The organism is Acinetobacter sp. 479375, from assembly GCF_000581715.1.
Taxonomy (GTDB): Bacteria; Pseudomonadota; Gammaproteobacteria; order Pseudomonadales; family Moraxellaceae; genus Acinetobacter; species Acinetobacter ursingii.
Map to the genome: position 1 here is coordinate 24,965 of NZ_JEZN01000011.1, position 18,031 is coordinate 42,995.

An 18,031-nucleotide genomic window follows, 5' to 3' on the forward strand; every position below is an offset into this window, starting at 1 on the left:
TTTAAGATGCTATTTAAGATCATTTGAGAATAGCTATGTGGGATTTTAATTCGATTATTTTTTATTTCTATCTGATTTTTGTTGTTCTCGCAATTTGGGCGGTTTCACAAGCTTGGCGTAGTCAGGCCTGTACCGAAACCATTCACCCTTTTAAAGCCTTTGTGCATTTGCTGGTGTTTTATTTATCTTATTTACTGTTTCCTCTGGTTATTTTTACGCTTTATGCGGGATGGTCTGGTTACTTTTCATTGCATCAGAGTGTTTTCATTTTTTTATTAAGTGTTTTTCTGATTTATGCACGTTTTATCGAGCCGCATTTGGTACATGTTCGTCAGCATCAGTACCGTTTAAATCCGAATCAACCTTTTGCAAAATCGGTCAAAGTGGCTTTGATTGCAGATCTACATGTCGGTTTATATTCTGGTCATGAGCGTCAATTACGCATTATTGTCGAAAAGCTGAATCAGGCACAACCCGATATTGTGGTGGTGGCTGGGGATTGGACCTACGAGCCAGAACATAAACTCGTTGAAGAATTACAAGTATTACGCCAGATACAAGCTCCTGTTTATTCTGTACCCGGTAATCATGATGAACAATACCCCGGCCCGCCGATTCAGGAATTGCTGAAACATGCTTTAGATGTCAATGATGTGATCGATATTGAAGGAAAAATTGTTGAGTTTGATGAGTTCCGTCTGATCGGAATCGGGGACTTATGGGCGGGTAAAACCGATATGCGGTTTATGCCAGAATTACCGCAAGATAAGCCGTGGCTGATTTTATCGCATAACCCAGATACGGTCGATATGGTGCCCGAACTTCCTTCACGCCCTTTAATGCTCTCTGGACATACGCACGGAGGGCAAGTTGAATTGCCGTGGATTACCAATTACATCATGAAAAAAGTCTCAATTTTAGGACATAAAAAGGGTTTTTATGAACATGAGCATGCGGATGTTTTTGTCACTGTAGGTACAGGCATGGTCGGTGTGCCTTTTCGATTTCGGGTGCCACCCACGATTGATATTATTGAATTGATTTAAGAAATTTTTCTTCAATGCGTTAAATTAAAAAAACCAGCAAGCGCTGGTTTTTTCATCAAATTGGTTTAAATCTGATTATTCACATCTTCGTTTTTAGTTTCACGGATCAGCAAAAACGCAATCAATGATAAAATAGACGCTGCTGTCAAATAATAACCGACTGCTTGTAAACCATAAGTTTCAGCTAACTTGGTGGCAATCAAGGGTGCAAAAGATGCGCCTAAAATACCTGCAAGGTTAAAAGTCAACGCTGAACCTGTATAACGCACTGACGTTGGAAATAGTTCTGAAAGTACAGTTCCAATTGGACCATAAGTGAGTCCCATAATCGACAAACCAATACACAAAAACAGGAACACCACCAAAGTATTGCCTGATGCAAGCAGATCAGAAAAGAACAAACCAAAAATAGCAGCGGCGATACAAACCCCAATCGATGTTGCTTTGCGACCAAATTTTTCAGCAAAAATAGCGGAAAGGGGAATAAATGCGGCAAAACATAAAGTCGCGAATAATTGCATTTCCAGAAATTGTCCACGTGCATAACCAAGATGGGTGGTTCCCCAGTTCAAAGCAAATACAGTAGTTAAATAGAACACAACAAAGGTACATACCGCACCAATCGTTCCCAGTACCAGTTGTTTGGTGTGCTTGGTGACCACTTCGGTAAATGGAATATTCACTTCTTTCTGCTTATCTAATACTTTCTGAAAAGCAGGAGTTTCATGCAATTTTAAACGGATATATAGGCCAACTAACACGAGGATTGCACTGGCAATAAATGGAATACGCCATCCCCACTGCATAAATGCTTCATCTGGCATTAATGCGCCAAGCGTTAAAAATGAACCCGCCGCTAAAATAAAACCAATCGGTGCACCGAGTTGCGGGAACATGCCATACCATGCACGTTTACCTTCTGGCGCATTTTCAGTTGCGAGAAGTACAGCGCCACTCCATTCACCGCCTAATCCTAAGCCCTGACCCAAACGACATAATGCAAGCAATAATGGCGCAACAATGCCAATTTGAGCGTAAGTAGGTAATAAGCCGATACACACGGTTGAAATTCCCATTGTCAGTAAGGCAGCAACAAGAGTTGCTTTGCGGCCAATACGATCACCTAAATGTCCAAAGAGTGCAGCACCAATCGGGCGCGCAATAAAGGCAATCGCAAAAGTAGCTAAAGACTGTAGCATGGCAGCACTGCCACTACTTGCAGGGAAAAACAGATGTGGAAAAATCAGGACTGCCGCTGTGGCATAAATATAAAAGTCAAAAAACTCGATCGTTGTTCCAACGAGACTCGCAGTTAAGACACGGAATTTTGAGTTACTGGCAACAGCAGGTGCTGTGGTTGCAGAGGTAGAGGATGACGCCATAAAGGAACCTTACACTTCGTAAAAATAAAAAAATTTGTTTTTAAAAGCGTAATCTTTTTAAAAAAGGCGTAATTTCTTAAAAAAATAACGAGTAGTAGATTTCTTTCATAACTATATAACTATTTAGTTAAATGCTCTTTATTTTTCTCCCTCAAGGAGAATAAAAAAAGGACTGATGAAAGAAATCGAATCTAAATATTCAATACCAATCAGGGTCGCTGAACATAGTATTCAAAATAGACTAGATGACGTACCAATAGATCGAAAGGAATTGTAATCCCGCGCCCATCAATACAAAAATATGCCAGATTGCATGGGTATATCTTACCTTTTTTAGCGCATAAAACAATGCTCCGATCGTATAAGCTAACCCGCCAGTCACTAAAAAAATCAGTGCGTCTTTACTCAAATATCTTTGCATATCATCAATAAGTAACACAGCTGTCCAACCCATCAGCAAATAGGCAATCAGGGAAATTTTTTGAAACCGATGAATGAAAATTAATTTGAAAAGTGTCCCAATGAAGGCGATCACCCAGAGTGCAATCAAGAGATAGTGTGCTTTGGCCGTTGGAATAGCAATACTTAAAAAAGGGGTGTATGTCCCTGCGATGAGATAATAAATCGCGGTATGATCCAGTTTTTTATACCAATGTCGTTTTTCTTTGGTTTTGGCAAAATGATACAGCGCAGAACTACTAAAGACTAAAATTAGGCTGAAACAATACGCCCATAAACCCACCCATTGACCTGTGCTGAGGTCATGTGCCTTGATCAATAAAAAAAACGAAGCCATGATTGCCAGTACAGCACCAGCCGTATGGCTCCATGCATTGAGCTGTTCCTCCAGAGGATCATAATCAAGTACAGGAAACTGAGACATTTTTAGATCATTTTATTAAAAGTACAAGTGTATAGTAATTCAATTTTGTTTTTAAAGTAAGACGTTTTAAACTAGAGCGGCAAATAAATAAGGTTTTTACTATGTCCGCTTTGGTAACTCATTCTCCTCAAGAGCAGCAGTTCCTAGAATTGATACAACAAATGATTCAAAGTCAGCAGTTTGAACGACTGATTTTGAGTCAATATCAAGGTACAGAGACAGAGCTTGAGAAAATTACATTCCGAATGGTTGAGTTACAGCAACAAACGAAATTAAGTGCGCTGTATCATTATAAAACTAAAGACGTGACTAAGAATTATGATTTAGCTGAATCATCTGGGGTCATTCAAGAATTGATGTCTTTATGCAAGCAAGCCAATTTGTTTGCGCACAATGTTGAAGCTCAATTGAAAAAAAATAAGAAAAAAGCACTACTGAATATTCAACAACATACGAAACCGAGTCTGGAGCATTCGAAACCGACTCAGCAACATAATCGTGAAAAAGAACGCTATGTTGATCAGGCCAGTCCATTTTTACAGTATTTAGGAATTACAGAGGCCAATGGAAAAATTATTCCTGCGATGGCGCGTAAATGGAAACAGATTAATAAATTTATTGAAATTTTTTCACATGCTTACGAGCAAATTGAGATAAAAAAAGATCAGATTAATATTGTCGATTTTGGTTCAGGCAAGGGCTATCTGACCTTTGCCTTGTATGATTATTTACAGCAGCAAACAGCGACTCAGCCTGTCGTCACAGGCGTTGAGTTACGTTCTAATCTGGTCGAGTTTTGTGAGGATGTTGCTAAACGGTCAGGTTTTCATCATCTTGATTTTTTTGAAGGGGATGTCAGAACTTATCAGACCGAGCAGCTTGATGTCATGATTGCTTTACATGCCTGTGATATTGCAACAGATTTTGCGATTCATACAGGCATTCGTTTAAATGCTTCGATGATCATGTGCGCGCCGTGTTGTCATAAAGAATTAAGACCACAGTTGCACAGTCCATCAGTGTTAAAACCGATGTTACAGTTTGGTATTCATGCAGGGCAACAAGCTGAAATGCTGACCGATACTTTACGTGCCTTATTGCTCAAAGCCTATGGTTATGAAGTTAAGGTTTTTGAATTTGTATCACTGGAGCATACCAGTAAAAATAAAATGATTTTGGCCACAAAGCGTAAAGATATCGATCAACCTGATGCACAAATTCTGGGGCAGATTCAGGCATTAAAACAGATGTATGGGATTGAAAAACAAACACTGGAATTGCTCTTAAATGACCAGATCGCAATTGAGAATGTAGGATGTAAATGTTAAATGATGGATAAAACTACGCTGGATCTGCAACTAGATATTCAAATAGGTGATTGGAATAGCTTGCAACCTGATGCCAAACTGATTCGGACCTTGGTGTTTGTTGAAGAACAACACATTCCCGAGGCGGAAGAATGGGACGCTCATGATGCAATCTCGCAGCATTTCGTCGTGTATCATGAAGCTCAACCGATCGCGACAGCGCGGTTGTTAGAAGATCGGAGTATTGGGCGAGTGGCCGTTCTAAAGGCTTATCGGGGCTTTAATATTGGATATAAGCTGATGCAAGCCATCATTGATTATGCCAAACAGCAAAACTTGCCTGATTTAAAGCTCTCTGCACAGGTATATGCAACGGGTTTTTATGCGCGATTAGGTTTTTGTCAACGCGGTGATATTTATGATGATTGTGGTATTCCTCATATTGAAATGTTTTTATCTTTAGATGATTAACCCTTAACATTCAGGTTTTGGTAGCATTTCGTGCAAAATAAGATTTGATAAAGAACCTAAAAACCAGTCGTTTTCAATGACTATGAGAACTGTCGTTGAGGTGTTAAAAAGACTTCTTTCATCATTGCTTAAACCCTGTTTGTTTTTCTCCCATAGGGAGAAATAAAGGGAATTTACGAAAGAAGTCTAAAGTTTAAATGTTTTTGAATAGGCGGTAGGCTTGTCGCCAAAAGATTACGGTATTTACAGCAACGTAAATCCAAAGATAAAGAAACACTTCAAAATACAAACTAAATTGAGAAAAAAATGAATCAAAACCAAAATATCATTCCTGTGTTACGCATTTTTGATGTGGAAAAGGCCAAAGTTTTTTATCTTGATTTTTTGGGTTTCCAACTAGATTGGACGCATCAGTTTGAAGAGAACTTTCCGCTTTATATGCAAATTTCTAAAGATCAATATTGCTTACATTTAACGGAACATTATGGGGATTGTAGCCCAGGTGCATTGGTACGGTTGCATTTAGTGGAATTAGAACAATTTGTTCAACAACTCTTAGATCAAAATGCCCGATTTGCCAAACCACAGATCGAAACCGTGCCGTGGGGAAATTTAGAATTATCGATTCGTGATCCCTTTTCAAATCGTCTAGTGTTTTGGAAAGATCAGGCAGAAACCTGATCTTTTAACTGTTTAGGGCAGGGTTTTCCATTGCTCAATCGCCGCAAATCCTGTTTCCAGACCGACTTGATAGGTATATTGCAACTTGTTGCGATCTTTACAAAGACGATTTGCCAATCCTTTTTTATCGGGAATGCAAACTTCAAGAATGTGTTGTGGTTGCTGAGTTGAAAGGGGCTGACGCAGAAAATTGACAGAATCATTATAACGATGGCAGCGTTCTTTTAGACTCAATGCAAAGCCTTGATTATTCCTGACGATATATTTTGCTAAAAATTGATCGCCTTTACTACTGGCTTTAAAATAATGCTGCGGACGTGTGCGAATCACCATCAGCTTGCTCACATCAGCTTGTTGCGCTGCCCACTGTACAGGTAAGGCATCTGCGACACCGCCGTCAAAATAAGGCTCACCCATAATTTGGACAGGATGACGAGTCAATACAGGAATAGTGCTCGATGCACGTAAAGCATCCAGTAGATTGTCTTGACCTGCTCGTAAATATTCTGCACGACCACTGAGCGCATGAGTCAATACCATATAAAAATCAGGATTTTGTGAAAATAATTTTTGTTGATCAAGCGGGTGTTCAGTTTCGCCAACTTGCCACATCCATTCTAAATCAAGTAAATCACCGCCTTTCAAGAAGCGTTTATAACTGATAAATTCTGGACGTAAAGAATGATCAATATAAAAATTAAGTGTACGACCTTTTTGACCTGCCAGATAATTGGCAAGATTGGTAGAACCCGAAGACACACCGACATACAGATCAAACGGATTAAATTGCTGTTCTAAAAAGGCATCGAGTACGCCCGCAGTAAAAGCACCGCGCATACCACCGCCTTCAACGATAAGTGCCTGACGTTGTATTGCTGACATGATATTTTCCAGTGTTAATGTTGCGCTTGATGTTGCGAATGTGCATCCGTAGGCGTGGACTGTTGAGTTGGCGCTTCATCATTTTGCTGATTTTCAGATGCGGGTTGCGATGTCGTTTTGAGTTGGTAATGACCTTTTTTCGCTTCCTGATTGGGCATATAGTCAGGTTCGCTGGACATGGCCAAGTATAAAAAAGTGAAAAATATCGTGGTAATCGCCGCCACAATGATAATAAATTTCCAACCTAAAGCTGTTGATTCAGCATCATTGCCAGAAGATGATTTACTCATAAATGAGTCCAACCGTCAAAATAAACAAAGAAAAATAAGTGGTTGTTATAGCATAAAATTGAAAAAAAGAGAGAATTTAAATATAAAGTCTATTCAATACAATGATATAAAAACGCACACCAGATTTAAATTTGGTGTGCGTTGTGATGAGCATGCGTATGTTTAGCGAATGATGTCCCTCTTTTGTGCTTGGTCTCTCAATAATTGCGGAGGAGTGAAGCGTTCTCCATATTTTGCAGCGAGTTGTTCAGCACGTTGTAGTGACTTTTCAACTCCGTTTTGATTGAGGAATTGAATCGCGCCACCTGTCCACGGGGCAAAACCAATGCCAAAAATTGAACCGACATTGGCATCAACAACAGATTCTAAGACGCCTTCTTCATAACAGCGCAAAGTATCCAATGCTTGAACAAATAAGAAGCGATCAATCATCTCCTGTTCCGAAATATCATTCTCTTTTGTCCAGCGGCTGAGTCCATCCCATAAATGTTTTTTGCTATTTTCAGGATAGTCATAAAAACCTGCACCTGCCGCTTTACCTTTACGGTTGAGTTCATGAATCATGGTATGTACCACCTCATCCACATGGGTTTTTGGCAGATATTTACCTTCTGCTTGTAATGCTTTGCGTGTTTCACTGGCAACATGTTCAGACAAGGTCAAAGAGACTTCATCTTGAATCGCCAATGGGCCAACGGGCATACCTGCTTTCAATGCTGCCATTTCAATCTTAGCTGGATGGACACCTTCAGCAAGTAAACGCATACCTTCCTGAACGAACGTACCAAACACACGACTGGTAAAGAAACCACGACTGTCATTCACCACGATTGGCGTCTTGGCAATTTGTTGCACAAAGTCGTAAGCTTTAGCCAGTGTTTCAGCAGAGGTTTGTTTACCTTTAATGATTTCGACCAATTGCATTTTATCGACTGGACTAAAAAAATGTAATCCAATGAAGTTTTTGGCATCTTTACTGGCTGTTGCTAAACCTGTGATTGGCAAAGTTGAGGTATTGGATGCAAAAATACCGCCATCAGCTAAATACTGTTCAGCTTCTTGAGTCACCTTCGCTTTGAGTTCTTGATTTTCAAATACCGCTTCAATGATTAGATCACAGCCTTGCAGATCAGTTGCATCGGCCGTTGCGGTAATTAAAGACAGGATTTGATCACGTTTTTCAGCGGTCATGCGGCCTTGTGAAACACGTTTATCGAGTAACTTTTGCGAATAAGCTTTGCCTTTTTCAGCATTTTCCATGGATACATCTTTAAGGACAACAGGAATGCCCTTGATTGCTGTTGAATAGGCAATACCTGCACCCATCATGCCTGCACCTAAAACACCCACTTTGGTTGCTTGCCATTTTGCAACTTCAGCAGGACGGCTTGCACCAGACTTGATTGCATTGAGACCATGCCAGAATGTACCAATCATATTCTTGGAAATCTGACCGATGGCGAGTTGGGTGAAATAACGTGATTCGATACGCAAAGCGGTATCCACATCCCCCTGTGCGCCTTCTACTGCTGCCGCCATAATGGCTTCAGGCGCAGGGTAACAGCCTTTGGTTTTATCACGTAGCATCGCAGGAGCAATCGCCAATACCTGAGCCACCGCGGGAGTACTTGGACTGCCACCAGGAATCTTGTAGCCTTTGACATCGAATGGTTGTTGTGACTTTGGATTGGCTTTGATCCATGCAATGGCTTTATCTAAAAGCTCTTGTTCATTCTCAGCGGTGTCATGCACCAAACCAAGCGATTTTGCCTTATCCACGCCAAATTGCTTACCTTCCATTAAGAATGGAAATGCATTTTGTAAACCGAGCAGACGGACCATACGCACGATACCACCACCACCTGGTAGTAGACCTAAAGTGACTTCAGGTAAACCAAACTTGGTTTTAGGGTCGTTGATTGCAATGCGGTAATGGCAACCTAAAGCAATTTCCCAACCACCGCCTAATGCAGTACCATTCAGCGCAGCTACAACAGGAACGCCTAATGTCTCAATCGTGCGTAGGTCACCTTTAAGTTTATCAACCATCTTGAAAAACTCAGTGGCATGTTCAGGTTGAACCTGAATCAGTTCGTCCAAATCACCGCCTGCAAAGAAGGTTTTTTTGGCAGAACGGAAAATAACACCTTTGAGATCAGTTTCAGCTTTGAGCTTTTGGCTGACTTCATCTAGTGAATCACGAAATTCTGCATTCATGGTATTCGCAGATTGACCCGATGAATCAAGGGTAAGAATTACAATATTGTCAGCGTTTTTTTCGTATTGAATTGCGCTCATATCTTTGTCCTAAATTATTTTTTTAAAACGCTGGCGAAGCAGAGCTTGCGAGGCGGAAATATTTGAAAAAAGCGCAGTTTACGATGTGTAAATGATCATTTTGAAAGTGTTTCCAACGTGGCAAGATCAATCCAGCCAGTTTTTATACCAACTCAATGATGGTGGCAATCCCCATCCCACCGCCGACACATAAGGTTGCCAGACCACGTTTCTTGCCCTGACGCTCCAACTCATCTAGCAATGTACCTAAAATCATGGCACCTGTTGCACCCAATGGATGACCCATCGCAATCGCACCACCATTCACATTGACTTTCTCGGCTGGAACGTTCAGTTCATTGATAAAACGCATTACTACGGCAGCAAAAGCCTCATTGACTTCAAATAGGTCGATGTCATCAATGGTTAAGTCTGCTTTTTCCAATGCTTTACGTGCAGCAGGCGCAGGACCTGTGAGCATGATGGTTGGGTCTGTACCGACCAATGCTGTTGCAAGCACTTTGGCACGTGGTTTTAAGCTTTGTTCTTTGACTGCTTTTTCAGAAGCCAATAACACCACAGCAGCACCATCAACAATCCCTGATGAATTGCCTGCATGGTGAACGTGATTAATTTTTTGAGCCTCTGGATATTTCTGTAAAGCAACTGCATCGAAACCCATTTGTCCCATCATTTCAAAGCTGGCATTAAGTTTTGCTAAGCCTTCAACCGTGGTAGAACCTCTCATAAATTCATCTTTTTCTAAAATCATGACACCTGAATGATCTTTGACAGGGACAACTGATTGATCAAAGTAACCATTGGCTTGAGCCGCCGCCGCTTTTTGTTGTGAACCGACTGCAAATGCATCCACATCTGCACGGCTATAACCATCTAAAGTCGCAATCAGGTCAGCACCAACACCTTGCGGTACAAAAGAGGATTTTAAATTGGTTTCAGGATCAAGCGCCCATGGACCGCCATCAGATCCCATCGGGATGCGTGACATGGATTCCACACCACCTGCAACGACCAAATCTTCCCAGCCTGAACGCACTTTTTGAGCGGCTAAATTTACTGCTTCTAAGCCTGAGGCGCAAAAACGATTAATCTGAACGCCAGCCACATCATCATTCCAGCCTGCGGCAATTGCTGCGGTTTTTGCAATATCACCGCCCTGATCGCCTATAGGGGTCACGCAGCCCAAAACAATATCATCAACTTTTGAGGTATCAAATTGATGACGCTGTTGTAGCTCATGAAGCAAGGTCGTGACCAAAGTAATGGGTTTGACTTCGTAGAGTGAGCCATCTTTTTTTCCTTTCCCGCGTGGCGTGCGGATGGCATCGATGATATAAGCCTCGCTCATCATTCTTCCTTTTATAACCTTAAATATTTTTATGCTTTTGAGTGTAATGGATTTTAGACCCAACACAATGACGATAAGGTCATCTGGTGGATGATGATTTTTGCCAATGCTTTGTCTGATATAGAAACTTGATCAAGCATCGCTTGATGAGTAAACTATGCAGCCATAAAAAAACAATCTATTTATATGAAATTTATTAATATTATTGGCACAACAGGGTCAGGGAAAAGCACACTCGCCAAACAACTTTCTAAGCAATTAAATCTTGTTTATATCGAATTGGATGATTTACTTTGGTTGGATGACTGGCAGGAATCTTCAAATGAGGCTTTGTTTTTAAAGCTGAAAATAGCAACCGAGAATGCTGATACAGGATGGGTATTAGATGGCCTTTATACACGCACCATTCCAATGATTATGCAACAAGCAGATATGGTAATTTGGCTGGATTATCCATTTTGGGTGAATCTGTATCGTCTTACTCGACGAACATTAAAAGGTTTAGTGAATCAAAAACCATTGTGGAAACATTCAAATAATCGGGAAAATTTAAAATTGATTCTGTCTAAACAATCAATTTTTGTTTGGTTAATCAAATCCTATCCTAAAAATCGAAAAAAATATTTAAACTTAATGAAAAACCCTGATTATCAACATATCCAATTTATTCGACTCACTTCGCCTCAGCAGACAAAAGAATTCTTAAATCGGCTAGGGGTAATGTAATGACTAGTATTAAAGCAAAAGCCCTGTGTATTTTCCGATATGAGAATAAATCTTTGCTTTCTTTTGGGTATGATCCCAGCAAAAATGAGCATTATCTAAGACCGATAGGCGGTGGTATTGAATTTGGAGAAACCTCCTTACAAGCAATAGAAAGAGAGGTACTTGAAGAAATTAATCAACAAATTACCCATCCAAAACTTCTAGGCGTATTGGAAAATTTATTTAGTTTGGATGGTCAGCAAGGGCACGAAGTTGTTTTTGTGTATGAAGCAGAATTTGTTGATCCCACATTATATAGCCAGACTAAAATAAACGGCTATGAATCCGATGGTTCAACTTATATTGCGCAATGGATGACGTTACAGCAGCTTGTTTCAGAACAATATCCTGTCTATCCAAAAGGAATAGAGCAGTGGCTTTTCGCTAATAGACAGCCTAATCTTTAGACTGTCTATCTACAAACTACAAAGCTAAACCTTAATGATAACCGTGTAATTGTCGATATAAACCTGGCGTAACCCCAGTCCATTTTTTAAAGGCACGGTGGAAGGTGCTGGTTTCACTAAATCCAACCTGTTGCGCAACATCTTCAAGGGTCAAATCTGGATTTAGCAACAAGTGAATGGCGGCATCTCGACGCAAAGCATCTTTGACACCTTGATAACTTTTACCTTCCGCAGCCAGACGGCGGCGCAGTGTTTGCGGAGAAAGATAAAGCATAGATGCCACATCATTAAGCGTTGGCATTTCCTCACCAATCTGACTTTTAAGGACATCACGGATGCGTGAAGTCAGAGAATTGGTGTTTTTAAATTTGACCAAAAGCTGCGCAGGTGCAGCTTTTAAAAATTCTTCTAGTGTTTTCTCATTTTGGCGAATCGGTAAATCCAGATAATCTGCCGCAAAGGTGATTTCGGTACGTGGCATGTCAAATTGCATCACAGGGGCAAAAAATAATGCGTCGTATTCATCGGCATGTGCAGGACGAGGATAACCAAAATGAACCCGTTCAAGTGGCAAACGACGTTCAATCAACCACGAAGCCAAACCATGCCAGATCATTAGCATACTTTCGGTAATAAAATGATCAGGATCCAGACTTTTAGGAATCATCGGTACCAGACGCGCTTCATGTTTGTCACGTTCTAAAGTGACCGACCACTCATCACCAAAAAGTTTATAAAATTGAGAAGATAAATCTAGTGCTTCGCCTAGTGTCTTTGCATGAATAATCAACTGGCACATAATGGCAAAAGTGCCTAAACGGCGTGGTTGAACATCAAAGCCAACATGCTCATCCTGAGTGACCATCCAGAGCATTTTGATAAAACGAGTGTACTGTTCTGGTGAAATACGCGCTTTGGGTTGACGTAATAATTCTGCTTCAATCCCAACATGCGAAAGCAGGGTTTCGACATCCATGCCTAGGCGTTTAACACCAGTCAAAGCCGCATTCACGAAATGGATACTAATGGTATCGCGACTCATGTTAAATCCTTCAGTCTCTTTTATGTTCACTTTTGATTGACCTAAATGACTCTAAAAAATGTTCAATTGGCGATTTACAACAACAGCAAATCACTTTTTACATGTTAAATTGCCGAAATGATCAAGGTAAATGGCTGAACATGACATTGTTTTGATTCTTTTATATCCCTAAGATGACTAAAAAGACAATAGTTTTAGGATGAAAATAAGCATGACAACGGCATTAAACGGACTGAAAATACTGGATTTTTCAACATTGTTACCGGGGCCATTTGCCACGATGTATCTGGCGGATATGGGGGCAGAAGTGATTCATATTGAGTCACCAAGTCGGCCTGATCTGGTTCGGATTATGCCGCCTTATGCCAATGGTCAAGCCACATCGCATAGCTATCTCAACCGTAACAAACAATCGATTGCACTCGATTTGAAGGATCCTGCCAGTATTGATTTGATTAAATCGAAAATTTCAGAATTTGATATTGTAGTTGAACAATTTCGTCCTGATGTCATGCGACGACTTGGGCTGGACTACGCCACATTGTCGGCGATCAACCCTCGCCTTATTTATTGTTCCATCACGGGATATGGGCAAACAGGCAGTTATAAGGATCGGGCAGGGCATGACATTAATTATTTAGCCTTGTCTGGCATTATGGGACATAGTGGGCGGGTACAGAGCGGGCCACCGCCATTGGGGATTCAGATTGCCGATGTGGCAGGCGGTTCGTTACATGCGGTGATTGGTATTTTGGCGGCTGTGGTAGAGCGGAGTCAAAGTGGACAAGGGCAATATATTGATATTTCCATGACCGATTGTGTGGCGGGGCTTAATAGTATGGCAGCTTCGGCAAGTCTGGCAGCAGATGTTGTGCAGCAACCTGAGCAGGCGATATTAAATGGCGGTAGTTTTTATGACTATTATCTAACCAAAGATGGGCGCTATATGTCAGTAGGTAGTCTTGAACCACAATTTATGACAGGACTTGCAGCGGCACTGGATTTACCCATTTTATTAGAAAAAGGGGCATCATTTCATCCAGAAGATCGACAATTGGTTAAACAAGCATTGGCAGATCAATTTAAAACCCAAGATTATGCGCATTGGCATCATGTATTTGCTGGGTTAGATGTCTGTGTTGAACCTGTTTTAAGTTTAGAAGAAGCATTGCATACCCCTCTTGCTGTTGAGCGAGGTTGGGTGGTCGATGTGCCGTTATCTGAACAAACTGATCAAACTGAACCTCAGTTGGCTTGCCCGATTAAATTTTCAAGATCACAACCACGCTATGATTTTATTGGGCAGGGCTTAGGGGATGGGAAATGGTGACAAATTAAACGAATAGCTACAATAAAAGTGATTTTAATCAAACAATTAACATTTTGAATAAATTGTTATGCTTTGAATTATCGTAATCTTTATCGCATAAATATATAAAAAGGTTACGTAAACATGACAATTAATTCATCTTTAGTTGTTTCTTGTTTATCTGTTTTATCGCTCAGTATTTTTGCTCAAACCTCGCACGCTGCATCCGCATTTGATTCATCAAGTCCGTGGATGTTTGGTGATTGGAATGGAAAACGTACTGAGTTACAGCAACAAGGATATGACTTAAGTTTAGGTTATACGGGCGAATTGGCAAATGTTCTGGATTCAAAAAAAACCTCGAATCATGGTACAGAATATGCCGATCAATTCTCATTGGGTGCGCATCTTGATCTCAGCAAAATCGCAGGTTGGGAGGATACTGAAGCACAAATCACCATAACTGAACGTAATGGGCATTCACTGTCTCAAACTTCACCTGCGCTAGATGGACATTTAAGTTCAACACAGGAAATCTGGGGACGTGGTCAAACTTGGCGTTTAACTGACCTCTGGATTAAAAAGAAATTTTTTGATCAGGCGCTGGATATTAAAGTTGGTCGTTTTGGTGAGGGCGAAGACTTTAATAGTTTCGACTGCGATTTTCAAAACCTTGCTTTATGTGGTTCGCAAGTGGGTAACTGGGTCGGCGATCAATGGTATAACTGGCCAGTGAGTCAGTGGGCATTACGCGTTAAATACAATTGGCAGCCCAATTTATATACTCAAATTGGGGTATATGAATACAACCCAGAAAATCTGGAGCGCGGTAAAGGTTTTAACCTGAGTACCGATGGTTCACATGGCGCGATTATTCCTGCTGAGGTGGTTTGGTCTCCGAAATGGGGTACACAAGCACTCAATGGCGAATACCGTCTGGGCTATTATTACAGTACTTCGGATGCCGCAGAAATTAATCATCCACAACAAACGTCACATAAACAAGGTGGCTGGTTGGTTGCCAAACAACAGCTTACTCGAGTGAATGATCAATCAGATCGCGGTCTGAGTGGATTTATTAACCTCACGCTGCATGATTCGGATACCAATACGGTTAAAAATATGCAAAATATCGGCCTCGTTTATAAAGGGCCATTTGAGCAACGTCCACAAGATGATGTCGCGATTGGTTTTGCGCGTATTGAGGTGAACGGTGATTTAGATACCGATCAGGATGAAGAATATAATACTGAGCTTTATTACGGTATTCATGCCAATAATTGGTTAACCATTCGTCCAAATATTCAATACGTACGTCATGTAGGTGCCTATAAAAATGGCGATAACACATGGGTTGGCGGCATTAAATTGCAAACAGCGTTTTAATTTCTATATAAAAAACACAAATGAATAGGGTGGTATTATGACTCAACCATCTTCACACTCAGGGCTCAGAACCTTTACCGTGATTATTGCCATGGTATTTGGGCTGGTCCTGCTCGCTGGAGGTCTCTGGCTTACCTTTTTAGGTGGGTCTTTCTATTATGTAGTAATAGGACTATTGTTTATTGCCTTTGCAATTTTGCTTGGCAAGCGTTCTGTTTCAGCAATCTGGTTATATGCAGCACTCATGCTGGGTACAACTATCTGGGCGATATGGGAAGTCGGAACAGACTTCTGGGCACTTGCACCACGTTTAGATATTTTAGGGTTGTTCGGTTTGTGGTTGCTTATTCCAGCCATTACCCGCGGTATGGTCAATGTTGCGCCAAGCAAGATTGTATTGTCTTCAACACTGGTCATTGCCATTGCGGTAATGGTGTATTCGATTTTTAATGATCCACAGGAAATTAATGGGGTTATTCAAAATCAACAACCTGCAACTGCTCAAAAAGTGGATGGTGTGGCTGAACAAGACTGGCCAGCTTATGGGCGTACCCAAGCAGGTGTTCGTTATTCACCACTCAATCAAATTAATGAACAAAATGTCAAAGATTTAAAAGTGGCTTGGACATTTCGTACTGGCGATTTAAAAAGTGGCAATGACTCTGGAGAAACGACCAATCAGGTCACGCCAATCAAAATTGGCAATGACATGTATATGTGTACCACACATCAATGGTTGATTGCTTTAGATCCTGCAACAGGTAAAGAAAAATGGCGCTTTGATCCAAAACTAAAAGCAGATAAAACGTATCAGCATTTAACCTGTCGTGGTGTTTCTTATTTTGATGCAGCCAATACCGATGGTTTTGCGACCAGTTTGCAAAACAAAACATCGAGTTCAACGGAATGTCCACGTAAGATCATTTTACCCGTCAATGATGGTCGTTTGGTTGCGGTCAATGCAGACACGGGCAAAGCATGTTCTGACTTCGGTACGAATGGTCAGGTTGATCTTCAAAAAGATATGCCTTATGCCTATCCAGGGGGTTATAACCCAACTTCTCCACCAGTTGTCACAGGAACAACAATTGTGATTGCGGGTTCTGTCACCGATAACTACTCAAGCAAAGAGCCGTCTGGCGTAATTCGTGGTTATGACGTCAATACAGGCAAACTGCTTTGGGTATTTGATACAGGTGCAGAAGATCCAAATGCAATTCCTGCGCCGGGTCAGACTTTTGTTCATAACTCTCCAAACGCATGGGCTCCACTTGCTTATGATGCCAAAGCAGATGTGGTTTTTGTGCCAACAGGTGTGGGTACGCCTGATATCTGGGGAGGTGATCGTACTGCGCTGAAAGAGCGTTATGCCAACTCTGTATTAGCCATAAATGCTTCGACTGGGAAATTAATTTGGCATTTCCAAACCACACATCATGATTTGTGGGATATGGACGTACCATCACAACCAACATTGGCCGATGTAAAAGATAAATCAGGTCAAATGGTGCCTGCGGTCTATGTCACCACCAAAACAGGTAATGTCTTTGTACTGGATCGCCGTGATGGTAAGGCGATTGTGCCAATTACTGAACGTCCTGTACCACAAACCGTAAAACGTGGACCTCAAACCAAAGGCGAACATTATTCAGCAACCCAGCCTTTCTCTGATCTAGATTTAGCACCACAAAACAAGCTCACAGATAAAGATATGTGGGGTGGTACGATGTTTGATCAACTGGTCTGCCGTATTCAATTTAAACGGTTGAATTATGATGGTATTTATACACCACCCTCTGAAAATGGTACGTTGGTTTTCCCGGGTAATCTTGGCGTGTTTGAATGGGGCGGTATTTCGGTGAACCCTGACCGTCAGGTTGCGGTCATGAATCCAATTGGCTTGCCATTTGTGAGTCGTCTAATCCCAGAGGATCCAAGCCGTGCGGAAACAGCCAAAGGTGCGGGAACGGAGCAAGGTGTTCAACCAATGTATGGTGTTCCATACGGTGTTGAAATCAGTGCGTTCCTTTCTCCAATTGGTTTGCCGTGTAAACAACCTGCTTGGGGCTATGTGGCGGGTGTGGATTTAAACACCCATCAAGTAGTATGGAAAAAACGGATTGGAACGATTCGTGACAGCTTGCCAAATCTGTTCCAGTTACCAGCAGTTAAAATTGGTGTGCCGGGTCTAGGTGGTTCGATTTCCACAGCAGGAAATGTCATGTTTGTGGGCGCAACTCAGGATAACTATTTACGTGCATTTAATGTGAGTAATGGTAAACAACTTTGGGAAGCACGTTTGCCAGCAGGCGGGCAGGCAACACCCATGACTTATGAGATCAATGGTAAACAATATGTGGTGATTATGGCGGGTGGTCATGGTTCATTTGGCACCAAGATGGGGGACTATCTAGTGGCCTATGCTTTACCTGATGCCAAATAACGAGCAACATGGTTAAATAAATGGAAAAGCTCAGATTAACTCTGGGCTTTTTCATATAAAAGCCGCAATAAAACGTCTTATCAATAAAATC

The 18,031-nt window shown here is 41.3% G+C and carries 16 protein-coding genes; 9 read left to right on the top strand and 7 right to left on the bottom strand.

Annotation, left to right across the window (positions count from 1 at the left end; all coding sequences use genetic code 11):
- Positions 1-35 precede the first annotated feature (35 nt).
- Positions 36-1,046, top strand: coding sequence for a metallophosphoesterase (locus J500_RS10470; RefSeq protein WP_004995009.1), 1,011 nt, complete (start codon positions 36-38; stop codon positions 1,044-1,046).
- A 65-nt stretch (positions 1,047-1,111) separates the two neighbouring features.
- On the opposite strand, the gene J500_RS10475 is transcribed toward J500_RS10470, so the two are convergent.
- Entirely contained in the window at positions 1,112-2,428 is a 1,317-nt protein-coding gene (locus tag J500_RS10475) for an MFS transporter (RefSeq protein WP_004992432.1), read from the bottom strand.
- 241 nt (positions 2,429-2,669) lie between these two features.
- A complete protein-coding gene (gene trhA / locus J500_RS10480) occupies positions 2,670-3,311 on the bottom strand; it encodes a PAQR family membrane homeostasis protein TrhA (RefSeq protein WP_004995007.1) in 642 nt (213 codons plus the stop codon).
- A gap of 101 nt (positions 3,312-3,412) precedes the next feature.
- On the opposite strand from trhA, the gene J500_RS10485 reads away from it, so the two are divergent.
- The 3 genes from J500_RS10485 (at position 3,413) to J500_RS10495 (ending at position 5,770) form a co-directional block, all read left to right on the top strand.
- Positions 3,413-4,639, top strand: coding sequence for a class I SAM-dependent methyltransferase (locus J500_RS10485; protein WP_004995005.1), 1,227 nt, complete (start codon positions 3,413-3,415; stop codon positions 4,637-4,639).
- A complete protein-coding gene (locus J500_RS10490; RefSeq protein ID WP_004995004.1) occupies positions 4,640-5,089 on the top strand; it encodes a GNAT family N-acetyltransferase in 450 nt (149 codons plus the stop codon).
- A gap of 306 nt (positions 5,090-5,395) precedes the next feature.
- A complete protein-coding gene (locus J500_RS10495) occupies positions 5,396-5,770 on the top strand; it encodes a glyoxalase superfamily protein (protein WP_004995003.1) in 375 nt (124 codons plus the stop codon).
- Between the two features lie 12 nt (positions 5,771-5,782).
- Here J500_RS10495 and J500_RS10500 read toward each other — a convergent pair whose 3' ends face one another.
- From J500_RS10500 to J500_RS10515, 4 genes are all read right to left on the bottom strand, one after another.
- Positions 5,783-6,652: a patatin-like phospholipase family protein gene (locus tag J500_RS10500; protein WP_034699537.1), complete on the bottom strand. Its 870-nt coding sequence runs from the start codon at positions 6,650-6,652 to the stop codon at positions 5,783-5,785.
- Between the two features lie 14 nt (positions 6,653-6,666).
- Positions 6,667-6,942: a hypothetical protein gene (locus tag J500_RS10505; protein ID WP_004994998.1), complete on the bottom strand. Its 276-nt coding sequence runs from the start codon at positions 6,940-6,942 to the stop codon at positions 6,667-6,669.
- A 162-nt stretch (positions 6,943-7,104) separates the two neighbouring features.
- The gene (locus tag J500_RS10510) at positions 7,105-9,240 is read right to left on the bottom strand and encodes a 3-hydroxyacyl-CoA dehydrogenase NAD-binding domain-containing protein (protein ID WP_034699539.1); all 2,136 of its coding nucleotides are present in this window, start codon (positions 9,238-9,240) and stop codon (positions 7,105-7,107) included.
- A gap of 142 nt (positions 9,241-9,382) precedes the next feature.
- Positions 9,383-10,588 (bottom strand): acetyl-CoA C-acetyltransferase, encoded by a 1,206-nt coding sequence (locus tag J500_RS10515; RefSeq protein WP_034699541.1) that lies wholly within the window; start codon positions 10,586-10,588, stop codon positions 9,383-9,385.
- A gap of 186 nt (positions 10,589-10,774) precedes the next feature.
- Between J500_RS10515 and J500_RS10520 the strand changes: the two genes are divergently transcribed.
- Positions 10,775-11,314 (top strand): AAA family ATPase, encoded by a 540-nt coding sequence (locus tag J500_RS10520; protein ID WP_004994983.1) that lies wholly within the window; start codon positions 10,775-10,777, stop codon positions 11,312-11,314.
- On the top strand, positions 11,314-11,760 hold the full coding sequence (locus J500_RS10525) for an NUDIX hydrolase (RefSeq protein WP_004994981.1): 447 nt from the start codon (positions 11,314-11,316) through the stop codon (positions 11,758-11,760). Before J500_RS10520 ends, J500_RS10525 begins: the two co-directional genes overlap by 1 nt.
- A gap of 31 nt (positions 11,761-11,791) precedes the next feature.
- On the opposite strand, the gene J500_RS10530 is transcribed toward J500_RS10525, so the two are convergent.
- A complete protein-coding gene (locus tag J500_RS10530) occupies positions 11,792-12,802 on the bottom strand; it encodes an AraC family transcriptional regulator (protein ID WP_004992456.1) in 1,011 nt (336 codons plus the stop codon).
- Positions 12,803-13,013: 211 nt separating this feature from the next.
- On the opposite strand from J500_RS10530, the gene J500_RS10535 reads away from it, so the two are divergent.
- The 3 genes from J500_RS10535 (at position 13,014) to J500_RS10545 (ending at position 17,940) form a co-directional block, all read left to right on the top strand.
- Entirely contained in the window at positions 13,014-14,132 is a 1,119-nt protein-coding gene (locus J500_RS10535; protein WP_004994971.1) for a CaiB/BaiF CoA transferase family protein, read from the top strand.
- Positions 14,133-14,255: 123 nt separating this feature from the next.
- On the top strand, positions 14,256-15,497 hold the full coding sequence (locus J500_RS10540) for a carbohydrate porin (protein ID WP_034699543.1): 1,242 nt from the start codon (positions 14,256-14,258) through the stop codon (positions 15,495-15,497).
- Between the two features lie 37 nt (positions 15,498-15,534).
- Positions 15,535-17,940 (top strand): glucose/quinate/shikimate family membrane-bound PQQ-dependent dehydrogenase, encoded by a 2,406-nt coding sequence (locus J500_RS10545; protein ID WP_004994967.1) that lies wholly within the window; start codon positions 15,535-15,537, stop codon positions 17,938-17,940.
- Positions 17,941-18,031 lie beyond the last annotated feature (91 nt).

What these genes read in the sequence shown, in the direction of transcription:
- J500_RS10470 (WP_004995009.1), top strand. Translation starts at nt 36, where the DNA reads ATGTGGGATTTTAATTCGATTATTTTTTATTTCTATCTGATTTTTGTT.
- J500_RS10475 (WP_004992432.1), bottom strand. Translation starts at nt 2,428, where the DNA reads ATGGCGTCATCCTCTACCTCTGCAACCACAGCACCTGCTGTTGCCAGT.
- trhA (WP_004995007.1), bottom strand. Translation starts at nt 3,311, where the DNA reads ATGTCTCAGTTTCCTGTACTTGATTATGATCCTCTGGAGGAACAGCTC.
- J500_RS10485 (WP_004995005.1), top strand. Translation starts at nt 3,413, where the DNA reads ATGTCCGCTTTGGTAACTCATTCTCCTCAAGAGCAGCAGTTCCTAGAA.
- J500_RS10490 (WP_004995004.1), top strand. Translation starts at nt 4,640, where the DNA reads ATGATGGATAAAACTACGCTGGATCTGCAACTAGATATTCAAATAGGT.
- J500_RS10495 (WP_004995003.1), top strand. Translation starts at nt 5,396, where the DNA reads ATGAATCAAAACCAAAATATCATTCCTGTGTTACGCATTTTTGATGTG.
- J500_RS10500 (WP_034699537.1), bottom strand. Translation starts at nt 6,652, where the DNA reads ATGTCAGCAATACAACGTCAGGCACTTATCGTTGAAGGCGGTGGTATG.
- J500_RS10505 (WP_004994998.1), bottom strand. Translation starts at nt 6,942, where the DNA reads ATGAGTAAATCATCTTCTGGCAATGATGCTGAATCAACAGCTTTAGGT.
- J500_RS10510 (WP_034699539.1), bottom strand. Translation starts at nt 9,240, where the DNA reads ATGAGCGCAATTCAATACGAAAAAAACGCTGACAATATTGTAATTCTT.
- J500_RS10515 (WP_034699541.1), bottom strand. Translation starts at nt 10,588, where the DNA reads ATGAGCGAGGCTTATATCATCGATGCCATCCGCACGCCACGCGGGAAA.
- J500_RS10520 (WP_004994983.1), top strand. Translation starts at nt 10,775, where the DNA reads ATGAAATTTATTAATATTATTGGCACAACAGGGTCAGGGAAAAGCACA.
- J500_RS10525 (WP_004994981.1), top strand. Translation starts at nt 11,314, where the DNA reads ATGACTAGTATTAAAGCAAAAGCCCTGTGTATTTTCCGATATGAGAAT.
- J500_RS10530 (WP_004992456.1), bottom strand. Translation starts at nt 12,802, where the DNA reads ATGAGTCGCGATACCATTAGTATCCATTTCGTGAATGCGGCTTTGACT.
- J500_RS10535 (WP_004994971.1), top strand. Translation starts at nt 13,014, where the DNA reads ATGACAACGGCATTAAACGGACTGAAAATACTGGATTTTTCAACATTG.
- J500_RS10540 (WP_034699543.1), top strand. Translation starts at nt 14,256, where the DNA reads ATGACAATTAATTCATCTTTAGTTGTTTCTTGTTTATCTGTTTTATCG.
- J500_RS10545 (WP_004994967.1), top strand. Translation starts at nt 15,535, where the DNA reads ATGACTCAACCATCTTCACACTCAGGGCTCAGAACCTTTACCGTGATT.